11 protein-coding genes are annotated in these 14,482 nt (G+C 67.0%); 1 reads left to right on the top strand and 10 read right to left on the bottom strand.

Annotated elements, in window-relative coordinates; translation table 11 throughout:
• Positions 1–5 precede the first annotated feature (5 nt).
• Positions 6–1,553 (top strand): glucose-6-phosphate isomerase, encoded by a 1,548-nt coding sequence (gene pgi / locus HV681_RS07760; RefSeq protein ID WP_175122518.1) that lies wholly within the window; start codon positions 6–8, stop codon positions 1,551–1,553.
• Here the strand turns inward: pgi and HV681_RS07755 are convergent.
• From HV681_RS07755 to coq7, 10 genes are all read right to left on the bottom strand, one after another.
• Positions 1,543–2,676: a glycosyltransferase family 4 protein gene (locus HV681_RS07755; RefSeq protein WP_175122517.1), complete on the bottom strand. Its 1,134-nt coding sequence runs from the start codon at positions 2,674–2,676 to the stop codon at positions 1,543–1,545. The genes pgi and HV681_RS07755 overlap by 11 nt on opposite strands.
• Positions 2,673–3,830: a glycosyltransferase family 4 protein gene (locus HV681_RS07750; protein WP_175122516.1), complete on the bottom strand. Its 1,158-nt coding sequence runs from the start codon at positions 3,828–3,830 to the stop codon at positions 2,673–2,675. The genes HV681_RS07755 and HV681_RS07750 overlap by 4 nt, the downstream gene beginning before the upstream one ends.
• Positions 3,827–4,942, bottom strand: a complete 1,116-nt coding sequence (locus HV681_RS07745) for a glycosyltransferase family 4 protein (RefSeq protein ID WP_175122515.1) — start codon at positions 4,940–4,942, stop codon at positions 3,827–3,829. Before HV681_RS07745 ends, HV681_RS07750 begins: the two co-directional genes overlap by 4 nt.
• Before the next feature lie 3 nt (positions 4,943–4,945).
• Positions 4,946–6,877: an asparagine synthase (glutamine-hydrolyzing) gene (asnB, locus tag HV681_RS07740; protein WP_175122514.1), complete on the bottom strand. Its 1,932-nt coding sequence runs from the start codon at positions 6,875–6,877 to the stop codon at positions 4,946–4,948.
• 44 nt (positions 6,878–6,921) lie between these two features.
• A complete protein-coding gene (locus HV681_RS07735) occupies positions 6,922–8,064 on the bottom strand; it encodes a glycosyltransferase family 4 protein (protein ID WP_175122513.1) in 1,143 nt (380 codons plus the stop codon).
• Positions 8,065–9,414: a murein biosynthesis integral membrane protein MurJ gene (murJ, locus tag HV681_RS07730; RefSeq protein WP_175122512.1), complete on the bottom strand. Its 1,350-nt coding sequence runs from the start codon at positions 9,412–9,414 to the stop codon at positions 8,065–8,067. It lies immediately after the preceding gene.
• The gene (locus HV681_RS07725) at positions 9,411–10,436 is read right to left on the bottom strand and encodes an SDR family oxidoreductase (RefSeq protein WP_175122511.1); all 1,026 of its coding nucleotides are present in this window, start codon (positions 10,434–10,436) and stop codon (positions 9,411–9,413) included. The genes murJ and HV681_RS07725 overlap by 4 nt, the downstream gene beginning before the upstream one ends.
• 12 nt (positions 10,437–10,448) lie before the next feature.
• A complete protein-coding gene (gene tviB / locus HV681_RS07720; protein ID WP_175122510.1) occupies positions 10,449–11,726 on the bottom strand; it encodes a Vi polysaccharide biosynthesis UDP-N-acetylglucosamine C-6 dehydrogenase TviB in 1,278 nt (425 codons plus the stop codon).
• 93 nt (positions 11,727–11,819) lie between these two features.
• Complete coding sequence (locus HV681_RS07715; RefSeq protein ID WP_175122509.1) at positions 11,820–12,926, bottom strand: MraY family glycosyltransferase; 1,107 nt, start codon at positions 12,924–12,926, stop codon at positions 11,820–11,822.
• Positions 12,927–13,705: 779 nt separating this feature from the next.
• Positions 13,706–14,383, bottom strand: a complete 678-nt coding sequence (gene coq7, locus HV681_RS07710; RefSeq protein WP_175122508.1) for a 2-polyprenyl-3-methyl-6-methoxy-1,4-benzoquinone monooxygenase — start codon at positions 14,381–14,383, stop codon at positions 13,706–13,708.
• Between the last annotated feature and the right edge of the window lie 99 nt (positions 14,384–14,482).

The following is a 14,482-nucleotide window of genomic DNA, read 5'->3' as shown; positions in this document are numbered from 1 at the left end:
CGCTCATGTCGTTAGCCAACAGCCCCGCGTGGCAGCAGTTCATCACCGCAACACGTACGGCATCCCGGGACGGCCAGAAGCTGCGCCTCATCAATGCGCCCGGGCTGCGCCTGGATCTGAGCGCCCAGGCGCAGTCGCCCGACCTGCTGGCGGCCTCGCAGGCGCTGCTGGTGCAGCAGGACTTCGAGGCCAGCCGCGCGCGGCTGTTTGACGGCGGCCAGGCCAACTGGACGGAAGGACGCGCCGCCTGGCACACCGCCCTGCGCGCGGCCGAACCGCCCGCCATGGTGGCCAAGGCGGTGCTGGCCGAGCGCGAACGCATGCGCGAATTCGTGCGGGCGGCCGACGCGGCGGGCCGCTACAGCGGCGTGCTGCATCTGGGGATTGGCGGCAGCGACTGGGGGCCGCGCCTGGTCACCCGTGCCCTGCGCCACGAGGGCGTGCGGCGCGAAGTGCGCTTCGCCTCCAACGTGGATTCGCACTCGGTCGCCGATGCGATGAGCCGCCTGGATCCGCACAACACGCTGGTCATCGTCGCGTCCAAATCGTTCACCACGACCGAGCCGCTGGCCAACGCCGAAGTGGCGATGAACTGGCTGCGCGACGCCGGCGTCGCCGACCCCATCAAGCAGGTCGTCGCGATCACCTGCAATGTCGAGGCGGCACTCAACCTGGGCATCCTGCCCGATCACATCTTCCAGATCTGGGACTGGGTGGGCGGGCGCTATTCGCTGTGGTCCGCCATCGGCCTGCCGGTCGCGCTGGCGCTCGGCAACGACACCTTCGACCAGCTGCTGGCGGGCGCCGCGGCCATGGACGACCATTTCCGCACCGCGCCGCTGGCCGAGAACGCCCCCGTGCAGATGGCGCTGGCCGGCGTGGCCAACCGCAGCGTGCTGGGCTACGACTCGCTGGTCATCACCCCATACGATTCGCGGCTGTATCACATCGTGCCGTGGGCCCAGCAGCTTGAAATGGAATCGCTGGGCAAGGTCGCGACCGCCGACGGCAGCCCCGCTGGCGTGCCGACCGGCCCCGCGGTGTGGGGCATGTCGGGCACCGATTGCCAGCACACGTTCTTCCAATGGCTGCATCAGGACACGACGGGCGCGCCCGTGGATTTCATCCTGTGCGAGCAGCCCGACCATGCCTATGCCCGGCACCACGAGTTGCTGGTCGCCAATTGCCTGGCGCAGCGCTCGGCGCTCCTGCGCGGCAAGACCTTTGAAGAAGCCCTGGCGGAAACCTCCGCCACGGAACGCGACCCGGCGCGTGCGCGCCTGCTGGCGCAGCACCGCGTGCATCCGGGCGGCCGGCCGTCGTCGCTGATCGTGTTGCCGCGCCTCGAAGCCTTCACGCTTGGCGCGCTGCTGGCGCTGTACGAGCACAAGGTGTTCACGCAGGGCGTGATCTGGGGCATCAACCCGTTCGATCAGTGGGGCGTGGAGTTCGGCAAGGTATTGGCCAAGAACATCATGCGCGAGCTGGACGCGCCCCAGCCCAGCCAGCAGGATCCGTCCACGCGGTTCTGGATCGACGCAATCAGGCGCTGAGCGCGTCGTACAGCGCGACGTGGATGCGAGCGACCTGGTTGATGTCAAACTCGCGCTCCGCCAGCGCCCTGCCCGCCGTGCCCATCGCCTGACGCAACGCCGCGTCTTGCGCAAGGCGCGCAATGGCCTCAGCCAGCGCCGCCGCGTCGCGCACCGGCACCAGGAGGCCGGTCACGTTGGGTTCGATGGCATCGCGGCAGCCCGGCACGTCGGTCGTCACGACCGCCCGGCCGCAGGCCGCGGCCTCGATCAAGGATTTCGGCAGGCCTTCGCGGTAGGACGGCAGCACCGCGATGTGCGCGGCCGCGTACAGCGCCGCCACATCCGAACGCTCGCCCAGCGCCTGCACGCAGCCGTCCTGCTGCCAGGCATCGACGTCGGCCTGCGTGGCGGACGTCGGATTGCCAGCGTCCAGGCCGCCCACCAGTTGCATCGTCACCGGCACGCCGCGTTCACGCAGCAGTTTGGCCGCCTGCACGAACTCCTGCACGCCCTTGTCGCGCAGCAGGCGCGCCACCATCGTGACGACAACGGGCGGCGCGGGCGGCTCCGGGGTGGGCCGATAGGCGTCGAGGTCCACGCCCGCGCCGCGGATGATGACCACCTGGTCCTCGCGCACGGCGCCCAGCGACTTGAGAAGGTCACGGTCGTTGGCGTTCTGGAAGATCACACGGCTGTTCGGATGGCCCAGCGCAACGCGGTACAGGCGCGCCACCACGGCGCGCACCAGCCGCATCTTCAGCGAGTTCGACAGGAACACGAATCCCAATCCGGAGATCGCCGCCACCATGCCGGGCACCCGCGCAATGCGCGCGGCGATGCCGCCGTACAGCACGGGCTTGATGGTGACCAGATGCACCACATCGGGACGCAGCCGGCGGAACAGGCGCACCAGCGCCAGCAGCGTGCCCAGTTCCTGCAGCGGATGCTTGCCGCTGCGCGTCATGGGAATCGCGTGATGGGTCATGCCCAGCGCCTGGATGTCAGCCACCGCCGGACCGTCCATCGTCGCGACGTGGACGTCGTAGCCTGCCTTCTGCGCGGCCAGGGCGACCGGCACGCGATGCGACATGAAGAACGCCGGATTGTTGACGACAAACAGCAGGCAGCGTCCGGCGCTCATGCTTGGACTCCAGAAATACGGCGCCAGACGGCGATGTAGCTTTGCACCATGCGTGCAAGATCAAAGTGTTCCAGGACGCGCGCGCGCCCAGCCTCGCCCGCGCGCTCGCGGCCGCGCGCGGCCACATCGCCCAGCGCGGATTCGATGCCGCGGGCGAGGGCCTCGGCCTGCTCGGGCGGCACCACCACGCCGGTGTCGCCGACGATGTAGGCGGCGTCGCCCACGTCGGTCACCACGCAATACACGCCGCACGCCATGGCTTCGGCCACCACGTTCGGAAAGCCTTCGGCGCAGCTCGACAGCACGTGCACATCCAGGCCGTTCATGACGGCGGGCACGTCGTCGCTGGGACCGTTGAGCACCACGCGGTCGCGCAGGTCCAGCTTGTCGAGCAAGGCGCCCAGTTGGGCGTTACCGTCGGTCATGTCGCGGCCGATCAGCACGCAGCGCAACCCCGCGTCGCGTCCATCGCGCACCAGCGCGGCCACGGCGCGCAGCAGGTTGGCGTGGTCCTTGAGCGGATCCCAGCGCGCCACGCAGCCGATCACGGGAGCGTCTTCGGACAGTCCCCATGCGGCGCGAACGCGCGAGCGCGCCTGCGGATCCGGCGCGTAGCGCGACAAGTCATAGCCGTTGGCGATCACGACCATGCGGTCGCGGCGGTAGCCTTTTTCGGCGTGGCGCTCGGCCGCGTTCTGCGCCGCGCAAACGATCGCGCGCGGCACGCTGCCCGATAGCATCGCGCACGCGCGCAGCACCAGCCGCGCCGACCGGCTGCTGCGCTCAAGGTGCTCGCCGGAATTGCGGATGCCCCACGCAATGGCGCGAACGCCTGCCAGGCGGGCGGCCAGGCCGCCAATCAGGTCGGCGTGATACATCCAGGTTTGAACGGCATCGGGACGGTTCGTGGCGATCAGGCGGCGCAGAGCCAGGAAGCCGCCCAGGCTGACGCGGCCGCGCTTCATGCCCAGGGCATGCACCGCAACGCCCGCCGCGCGCAGGCGCTCGCCATACAAACCTTCATCGGTCAGCGACACGACCGTGTGTTCGACGCCCGCGTCCGGCCAGGTCGCCAGGCGCGTCAGCACCGATTCGGCGCCGCCCTGGCCCAGCCCCGTGATGACATGCAGGATGCGCAGCGGCCGGGTGCTCATCGCCCCTCCCGCACCGCTTCGAACAGCTCATCCCATTCGGTCAGCACGCTGGACAGCGCATAACGCTGGCGCACGGCCGCGGCGCCGCGCGCGCCCAACTGCTCGCGCAGCGACACGTCGCCCATCAAACGATGCAGAGCATCGGTCATCGCGACCCGGTCGCCCGCCGGCACCAGCAGCGCGTCCTGGCCGTCCCGCGTCATCTCGCGCGGACCACTGGGGCAATCGAACGCCACGCAGGGCAAGCCCAGCGACATCGCTTCCAGCAACACATTGGGAAAGCCCTCGACCAGCGAACTGAGCACGAAGGCCTGGCCGCGCGCCAGTTCTTCCCAGGGTGCTTCGGTGCGCCCCGGCAAACTGACGCGCGACTGCAGGCGCAGACGCGCCACCTGCTGCTGCAGCGCCTCGCGCTCGGGGCCTTCGCCCCAGATGCGCAGGTTCCAGTCGGGAAATTCCGGCGCAAGCTGCGCAAAGATGTCGATCAGAAGGTCGAACTGCTTGTCCGGCACCAGCCGCCCCATCGCGATCAACTCGCGCGGGCCGGCCTCGTGACGCTGCTGCACCAGCGGCGCATCCAGCAGCGGCGCGGGCAGTGGATTCGGGATGACGGCCAGGCGCCGGATGCCGGGCACCTGGCGCGCGAACGGACCGGCGGTGTCTTCGGCCTGCACCGTCACCATGTCGGCGCGCGGGTACAGCACACGGCGCAGCTTGCGCCAGACGGTTCCCGTGGTGGTTTCAGCGACCGGATTGGTGCGCTCGCAGACGATGAGCGGCACGTTCAGGCCGCGCGTGGCCAGAATGGCGGCCACGTTGACGTTGGTCAGGAAGGACACCACCACGTCGGGCCGCGAATCGCGAATGTGCTTGCGCAGGGCCAGCAGCCGCTTGAAGGCCGCCATCCCGCCCGACACCCGGGTGCCGGCCAGATCGGCCAGCCACGACAGCTGAACCTTGTCCGACAGGGGGTAGAAGCAGGTGCCCTTGGATGAGTAGGTGGGCGTCAGGATGACGGTGTCGCCGCGCTCTGACCATGCGTTGACCAGGGTCGCCGCGACGCGTTCCGCGCCGCCGGCGTGCATGGAGCTGACCAGCATCAGTATTTTCATTCGTCAACGGTCCTCAATCGGTCCCCCTTGGTCCATTCCCGCGCGGTAGCGGTCCAGCCAGGCCTGCATCATCAGCACGCCCCACAGATGGCTGTCCCAATTGCGATGCCCCGACGTGTGTTCACGCCATTTGCGCAGGATGGGTTCGGGTTCGAACCAGCCCTCCTGACGCAGGCGTGCCGGATCCAGCAACGCATCGGCCCATTCGCGCAACGGACCGCGCAGCCACGCGGCCAGCGGCACGGCGAAACCGCGCTTGGGGCGGTCGACCAGCGCCTGCGGCACGTGGCGATGCAGCACCTGCCGCAGCAGCCACTTGCCGGTGTTGCCGCGCACCTTGTACTGGTGCGGCAGGCTCCAGGCGAATTCATAGACACGGTGGTCGATCAGCGGCACGCGGGTTTCCAGGCTGACGGCCATTGCGGCGCGGTCCACCTTGACCAGGATGTCGTCGGGCAGGTAGGTCACCGTGTCGAGCTTCATCATCGACTCGAAGAACGATCCCTGCATGGCGCGTTCGAACACCGACTGGGGTTCCACGCCGCCCTTCACGACGCTGGCCGGGTCCGGCCAGTACGACACGAACCCGCGGTAGAACTCGCCGCGCGTGTCGGCGCGCAGCAGTTCGCCCAGCTTGCCGACCTTGCCGCGCCATGCGCCGCGGCCGGGCAGATGGGTGGACGCGCTGAGCATCGCGCCGGCCGGCTTGCGCAGCAGCCCGGGCACGCGCTCGAACTGGCGCCACCAGTTGTCCACGCGGAAGTAGCGCGAATAGCCGCCGAACAGTTCGTCGCCGCCGTCGCCCGACAAGGCCACCGTCACGTGCTGGCGCGCCATGCGCGTGACCAGCGACGTGGGGATCTGCGACGAGTCGGCAAAGGGTTCGTCGTACATGTCGGCCAGCGTGGGCACGACCGCCAGCGCGTCGTCCGCGGTGACGTAGAGTTCCGTGTGATCGGTGCCCAGGTGCGTGGCCACGGCCTTGGCGTGCTGCGCCTCGTCGTAGCCCTTCTCGTGAAAACCGATGGCAAACGTGCGCACCGGCTGCGAGCTTTGCGCTTGCATCAGCGCCACGATGGTCGACGAATCGATGCCGCCGGACAGGAACGCGCCCAGGCTGACGTCGGACAGCATCTGGCCGCCCACGGCTTTGGACAGCACCTTTTCCAGCGCGTCGGTGGCTTGTGCATCAGAGTCGAACGAGAGCCGGGCGTTTGACGCCGCATCCGCGGCCTCGCGCGCGGACCAGTACACCCGCGGCTCCGGCATGCGGCGGTTGCGCGCGTCGTCGGCCGAGAATTCGATCCACGTGCCGGGCGGCAGCTTGGCGATGCCTTCGTAGATGGATTGCGGCGCGGGAATGTAGTTGTGCCGCATGAACGACGCCAGCGCGTTGCGGTTCAGGTTGCGCCCAAAGCCCGGAATCGGCATCAGGCCCTTGAGTTCCGACGCAAACACCAGCTCCGAATTGGAATAGCCGTAGTACAGCGGCTTCTCGCCCATGCGATCGCGCGCCAGCACGAGCTTGCGCGAGGCCTTGTCCCACAACGCGATGGCGAACATGCCGACCGAGGCTTGCAGCGTGGCCTCGATGCCCAGCGCGGTAAAGCCGGCAAGGAGCGTCTCGGTGTCCGAATGCCCGCGCCACGCCGGCGCCAGCGCCGATTCCTCGAGCTGCTTGCGGATGTCCAGGTGGTTGTAGACCTCGCCGTTGAACACCATGACGTAGCGGCCGCAGGCGGACGTCATCGGCTGATGGCCCGCTTCGGTCAGGTCCAGGATCGCCAGGCGCACGTGCGCCAGCGCGATTCCCGCGTCGGCGTCTTCCCAGAATCCATTGCTGTCCGGTCCGCGGTGGCGGATGCGGCGGCAGCTATCGGCCAGCACCTGCGCCTTGTTCCCCTGGGGACCCCAAATTCCGACTATTCCACACATGATGTTGTTCTCGTGTTCACCGTGGCAACGGCGCGCGCGGGGCCCTAGCGGCCCGACGCCCGCACGCCGTCAAAAAGTTCCTGCCATTTCTGCAGCACGCGCACGGCCGAGAATCGGTCGCGCACGTCGGTGGCCGCCCGCGCCATGCGCGCGCGGCCCTTGTCATCGGCCATGACCGCGTCCAGCGCCTTGCACAGCGCCGGCACGTCGCCATTGGGCCGCACCAGCACGCCGTCGATGCCTTCGCGCACGATCTCGCGCGGGCCGGTATCGCAATCGAACGACACGGCCGCCAGGCCGCTGGCCATGGATTCGAGCAGGGTATTGGACAATCCTTCGAAGCGCGAGGTCAGTACATAAAGATCGGCGCTGTCGTACCAGTCGCCCACATTGCCGGCGCGTCCCGGCATCGAGACGCGCGATGCCAGGCCGGCCTCGCGCACCTGCGCTTCGAGCGCCTGGCGTTCGCTGCCTTCGCCCAGAATAACCAAGTCCCAGCCGGGATGCGACGGCGCCAGGTGCGCAAAGGCCTGGATCAGCAGATCAAAACCCTTGTCGCCATGCAGCCGGCCGACCGCCAGCAGACGCTTGCGGCCGTCTTGCGGCGCCGGCGTCAGGATGGGCTCGGCGCGCGGCAACGGAAAGTGGACGGGATTGGGAATGACCGCGAGCCGCGAGCCCGGCACATGCTGTTCGAGCCAGTCGGCGGTGCCGCGGGTCAAGGCGACGACGCGCGCGGCACGCGGATAGGTCAACCGGCGCAGCCGCTGCCAGAAGCCCGACAGGGTCTGCGACGGCGGATGGGTGTGTTCCGTGGCGATGACGCGGCAGTTCAGTCCCGCGCAGGCCAGCACGGACAGCACGGACGCCGTGGTCATCATACCCAGCACGATGTCGGGCCGGAACGATTTGACGACGCGGCGCAGCGCGCGCACGCGCTGCAGGTTGCTGAGGATGCCGCGCAGCCCGCCGCCCTCGCCCGCCGTGTGCAGGACTTCGCGCCGGACCTTGGGATGCAGCGCATAGACGTCGCCGTCGGCGCTGGCCTGCGTGACCACCATGACCTCGCTGCCTTCGGCCGCCCAATGGGCGCTGAGGTCCGCGGCGACGCGCTCAGCGCCCCCGCCATGCAGGGAATGGATGAACAGCAACACGCGCGCCGGACGGGCGGAGTCGGCAACGGACATTCAATCGGTCCCCTTGGGTTCAGCCTTGCGCATCGCCACCACCAGGTAGCATGCGAAGGACAGCACATACATGAGGCTGGTGGCCAGCATGATGCCGGCCGCGCCCATGCGGGGCGCGAGCACGGTGTTCAGCACGGCCTTCAGCGCAAAATTGGCGACCGCAATGGCGGCCATGATGCGATATCGGTTCTGGCTGGCCAGCAGTTGCACCAGGATCAGCACGCCGAAGTAGAACGGCAGTTGCAGCAGCCCCCAGCGCAGCACGTGCGCGACGGCTTCGGTGTTTTCCGCGGTGAACGCGCCGCGCTGGAACAGCACCGACACGCCCCACGGCGCCAGCACCCAGCCCAGCGCCACGGCGGCGGCGCCCGCCACCACCATCAGCAGCGACCACTTGAGCGCCATGCTGCGCGCGCGCGCCGTATCACCGCGGGCCTGCACGTCGGCCAGCACGGGCAGCGCGGCACGGCCCACCGACACTGCCCCGATGCCCAGCAGCAAGGACAGCAGCCGGCTTGCGTAGCCCAGCGTGGCGTTGGCATTGGCGCCCAGGTTGGCGGCGGCATATTGGTCCAGCGGGCCCACGAAGCTCATGGCGACCTGGCCGATCAGCATCACGCCGGCCGCGCTCATCAGCTCGGGCCAGTGCGGCGACTTCAGCGACAGGCGCGGCGCGCCCCAGAAACCGCCGTCGGCGCGCGCGGCCAGCCAGGCCAGCCAGACAGTCTGAATCGCGTAGCCGACCAGCGTGCCCCACAGCAGGGGTCCGACGCCCTCGGCACTGACGGCCAGCATGACCCAAGCCAGCGTCGCCACGGCAGGCACGCTGTCCAGCAGCGTGTTGACGTGACGTTCCTGTGCGCGCAGCCGCGCGGCGCTGATGCCCGCGATCAGCAGCAGGGCCGACACGGGCGCGAAGGCGATAAGCAGGTCGCCCGTCATGGCGCGAACTTGCGCCGACAGGCCCTGCCCCAGCCGGTCCACCACATATGGCCAGGCAAACCACGTCAGCAAAGCGAGGGCGACGCCGGCGGCGGCGACCCAGCCCTGAAGCTCGCGGATGAAGAGTTCTTTCTCGGCCCCGCCCGTGCGCGCCAGGCGCACCAGCACCGGGATCAGCACCACCGACAGCACGCCCACGATCGTGACCGGCAGCCAGGTGCCCATCGTCATCGTGAACTGGTAGGCGTCGACGGCGTCGCTGACGCCGTAGCGGTACGCCACCGCCATCTCCTTGATGGCGCCGGCGGCCTTGCCCAGCAGCAGAAACACCGCCACCCGGAACGCGCCCTTGAAGATGCGCTGATGATCCGGGTGGATGTTGCCGAGTTTTCGGACGAGTGCTTTCAACGCAGGAATTGCGTGTACCAGGGCATGGCGACTTCCAGGCCTTGCAGCACCGTGTGCGTGGGCGCGTAGCCCAGCAGGCGGCTGGCCTTGCCGATGTCGGCCTGCGAGTGGCGCACATCGCCCGCGCGGAAGTCACCGTAAACCGGCTGCTTGCCGTAGTCCACGCCCTGGTTGCCCAGGGCCTGCACCAGGAAGCTGAACAGCTGGTTCAGCGTGCTGCGGCCGCTGACGGCCACGTTGTAGACCTGGTTGCGGGCTTCGGGCGCGGCCAGCGCGCCCAGGATGTTGGCCTGCACCGCGTTTTCCACAAAGCAGAAGTCGCGGCTGGTCTCGCCGTCGCCATTGATGGTGACGTCCTTGCCCTGGATCATCGCGGCGGTCCACTTCGGAATCACGGCGGCGTAGGCGCCGTCCGGATCCTGCCGCTTGCCGAACACGTTGAAGTAGCGCAGGCCCACCGTCTCGAAGCCATACGAACGCGCAAAGACGTCGGCGTACAGTTCGTTGACGTACTTGGTCACGGCGTACGGCGACAGCGGCTTGCCGATGTTTTCCTCGACCTTGGGCAGCGCGGGATGATCGCCGTAGGTGGAGCTGGACGCCGCATAGACGAACGACTTCACCTTGGCGTCGCGCGCCGCCACCAGCATGTTCAGGAAACCGCCGATGTTGACGTCGTTGGTCGTGATGGGGTCGTTGAGCGAGCGCGGCACCGAACCCAGCGCGGCCTGGTGCAGCACATAATCCACGCCTTCGGCCGCGCGGCGGCAGGCGTCCAGATCACGGATGTCGCCTTCGATGAAGGTGAAGCGCGACCATTGCTCCGGCGACACGGACGCCTGGACTTCGTCCAGGTTGCGCTGGTGACCGGTGGCGAAGTTGTCCAGGCCGGTGACGGACTGGCCGAGCTTGAGCAGGGTTTCCAGCAGGTTCGAACCGATGAAGCCGGCGCAGCCGGTCACCAGCCACTTGCGCGGAGAGGCGGCCAGTTCCTGGGTGACAGTTTCGAATCGTGTGGTCATGGCGAAATCCTTTTACAGACGCAGGTCGGATTCAGCGGGCGACAGCACGTACTTCAGGTCGTACAGGATATGTTGCGGCTTGCCGAGCTTGCGGATGCCTTCGGCGCCCATGTCCTTGAACTGGTTGTGCGCCACGGCCAGGATCACGGCGTCGTACTTGCCTTCCTCGGGCTTGGCCACCGGGGTCAGGCCGTACTCGTGCATGGCTTCTTCGGTGTCGACCCACGGATCGTAGATGTCCACGTCGACGTTGTAGTCGCCCAGTTCGCGAACGATGTCCACGATGCGCGTGTTGCGCAGGTCGGGGCAGTTTTCCTTGAACGCCAGGCCCATCACCAGCACGCGGGCGCCTTGCACGTGGATGCGGCGCTTGGTCATGCACTTGACCAGCTGCGACACCACATAGCTGCCCATGGAGTCATTCAGGCGGCGGCCCGCCAGGATGATCTCGGGGTGGTAGCCGATGGATTGCGCCTTGTGCGTCAGGTAGTAGGGGTCCACGCCGATGCAGTGGCCGCCGACCAGGCCCGGACGGAACGGCAGGAAATTCCACTTGGTGCCGGCGGCCTGCAGCACGGCCTCGGTGTCGATGCCCATCTTGTTGAAGATCAGGGCCAGTTCGTTGATCAGCGCGATGTTCACGTCGCGTTGCGTGTTTTCGATCACCTTGGCGGCTTCGGCCACACGGATGCTGGACGCCTTGTGCGTGCCGGCGGTGATGATTTCCTTGTACAGCTGGTCGACCAGGGTGGCGACTTCCGGCGTGGAACCGGAGGTGACCTTCTTGATCGTGCTGACGCGGTGTTCCTTGTCGCCCGGGTTGATGCGCTCGGGGCTGTAGCCGGCGAAGAAGTCGACGTTGTACTTCAGGCCAGACACGCGCTCCAGGACGGGCACGCAGTCTTCTTCGGTGGCGCCGGGGTAGACGGTGGATTCATAGATGACGATGTCGCCGCGCTTGAGCACCGCGCCGATCGTTTCGCTGGCCTTGACCAGCGGGGTCAGGTCCGGCTGCTTGTACTCGTCGATGGGGGTGGGCACGGTCACGATGAACACGTTGGCCTCGCCCAGTTCGGCGCGTTCGGCGGTGTAGCTCAACTGGCTGGCCTCGGCCAGCTCGGCGTCGCTGACTTCCAGCGTATGGTCGTGACCCGCCTTCAGCGCGTCGATACGGCGCGTGTTGATGTCAAAGCCAATGACCGGGCGCTTCTTGCCGAACTCAACGGCCAGGGGCAGACCGACGTAGCCAAGGCCGACGACAGCGAGTTTCACATCCTGGATTCGCAACATAACTCTCCCTTCACCGTAGAACGTTTACGGCATTTTAAAGATGGTCTGGTGATGGATACCGAGCCCCCGGCGGCGATCGCCGGGGCACTCGAACTATTCGGTGGTTCGCAGCACGGACGGCAACAACAGCCAGCCCGGGCGGCGCCAGGAGACCAGGCGTGCATACAGCCAGATATAGACGCTGGCAAAGACAACCAGACTGGCGCTCAGGGCCCAGGCGTTGTCCCACCAGATCGTGGCCGGCACCAGCCCGATCAGCGCCAGCACCCACATGTACGGGGACGCCAGCGCATTGCAAAGCGCGGGGACGGCATGGCGCCGGCCGCGGCTGAAGGTCACCCGGACCAGACGGCGGAACACGAGCTGGTGCAGGTGCAGCGCATCGGGCTGGTCAACCGGCACGCCGCGTTTGAAGCGGCGCCGCCAGATCGAGAAACCGGTTTCGAATACGGGGTAGAACAGGACCGCCAGGGCGTAGAACGGCGACACGGACGGGTTGCGCACGACCAGCAGCACGGCCAGTTCGGCCAGCATGAATCCCAGGAAGTACGCGCCGCCATCGCCCAGGAACACGCGTCCGAACGGGAAGTTCCACACCAGGAAGCCCAAGGTCGCCGACGCCAGCGCCGCGGCCACCAGGAAGATCGGCACATCGCCAACCTGCAGGGCAACGAGGCTGATCGACACCGCCATCAACGTGGCGACCATGCCGGCCAGGCCGTTCATGCCGTCAACGATATTCAGCGCATGGGTACAGCCACCCACCGCGAACATGGTGAACAGCAGCGACACGGGCCAGTACGACAGCACGTAATCCACAGGCGCCATGCCGACGCGGCTGACACCGCCCAGCAGCCACCACGCGATGGCTGCAGATAGAAAAGCAGCCAGCAAACGCTTGCTGGCGCCGATGTCCTTGGTAATGTCTTCAAGCAGGCCGGCCACGAAAACGGGCAACGCCGCGACGAAGAGCGCGGGCCACAGCCAGGTCAGGGTCATGTTGCTGGGTCCGAGGACCAGCAGGCCAGCCAGCGTACCGGCAAGCACCGCCAGACCGCCGACTCGGGGCGTCGCGCGGGAGTGATTGGCTTGGGGCTTGTTGAGGTCGCTATCGCCGGTGAAAGCGCCATGCCAGCGCTCGGACGCCACGATGAGTCCCCCCACCATGAACGCGACCACGCATATATACAGCCAGGTCACTGGATCACCTCTGGTTGGTCTATCGAGACAGGCCCGCCATTATCGGAGGCAGGTGTAACGCCCATATATGGGAGGGATAAGGAAGTGCAATTCCGAGGCACAGAACGTAACGCGCGCAGGCGGGTTATCCGTCCGCCGCGCATGTGACTGGAACGCGCTGGCGCGCGAGCGCCTGGCAGTGCTGGTTTCATGTGGGGGATTGTAGAGCGTTCCGCCTCTGGGCACGCGAAATATGCAAGGGAAAACGCGAAGGCCCCGAGGCTCCGCGCGGCGTTGCGCTGCACGGTTTTTTGCCGACATCGCTTACAAATAGGGACGCAACGATTCGGGACAAAAAAAAGCCCGAGATCGTGAGATCTCGGGCTAAATCCACCAAAGGAGGAGGGTGGAGGAGACAACCGTGGCATGTTGGGAGCGGGACTTCAGCTCGCTGCGCTTCCGGGGTTTTCACCGCGCCGTCTGCGTTTCAACATCCAATGACTGAATAGTACCTACGTTTTTTGTGCGTTGCAAGATTTTTTTTGATCTATTTTCAGAGGCGTTTGCGACGTTGCTTTTTTGCTGCAAGATTCGCGGCGCCCCTCTGGAAACCCGCACCAGGCAATGCCCTGACCAAAAACGGGGTTTTTGCCGAAGGGGTTTTCCCCTTTCGGACTAACCCTGAACAATAGCGGGTATTCCCACCCTGGCCGCCGCACCAAAATGGTGCTTCACGCACCACGAGGCGGCCAAATTTGCGCATTGCAACATTTTTATCAGATGCGGTTTCAAGTGGCCGGTCAGATCCAATACGCGGTGGTCGTCATCACCTTGGACATGGCGCGCATGGCCATTTTCACGGGTGCAGGGAGCGGCACGCCCCCGGCCTGCTCTGCGCTGGCGCGGTGCTGGGCCTCGTCGTCCTTCATCTTTTGCACGATCTGGCGCGAGCGTTCGTCCTGCACCGGCAAGGTGCGCAGGTGCTCGTCGAGATGGGCTTCGACCTGCTTTTCGGTTTCGGCCATGAAGCCCAGATTGCGCGGCACGCCGGCCACGCTGGCCATGACGCCCAGGGCGAACGAGCCCGCGTACCAGACCGGATTGAGCAGGCTGGGCCGGCTGCCCAATTCGTTCAGGCGCTCGTTGCACCACACCAGATGGTCGACTTCTTCGGTGGCGGCATTCAGCAGCAGCGCGCGCGGCCCGGGCTCCTTGCAGACCGACGCCTGGCCGCGGTACAGCGCCTGGGCGCAGACCTCGCCGACGTGGTTGACGCGCATGAGGCCCGCCGCGTGGCGTTTTTCTTGCACGGACAGGGTTTGCGGCGATTCCTGGGCGGTTGCGGGATAGGCGCGGCCGGCGCTGGCGTTGCCCGAAAGCACCCGCAGCGCACGGTCGGTCTCGGCCAGCAGGGCATCCAGGGGACCGTGGCGGCGGCGCAGGGAAACGGGGCCGGATTTGGACAACGTGGTGGACATGGCAACTCCTAGGCAAAGCGGACGCCCTGCACCCCTGATGCGGGGTGGGGTTCTCCTGCCCGGGATTGTACGCAACGGGTATCATCAGCCATTGACTGC

Origin of the sequence: Achromobacter animicus (genome assembly GCF_902859585.1) — a bacterium.
In the GTDB taxonomy this organism is placed as follows: Bacteria; Pseudomonadota; Gammaproteobacteria; order Burkholderiales; family Burkholderiaceae_B; genus Achromobacter; species Achromobacter animicus.
This window is presented reverse-complemented; position numbering and strand designations above follow the sequence as displayed.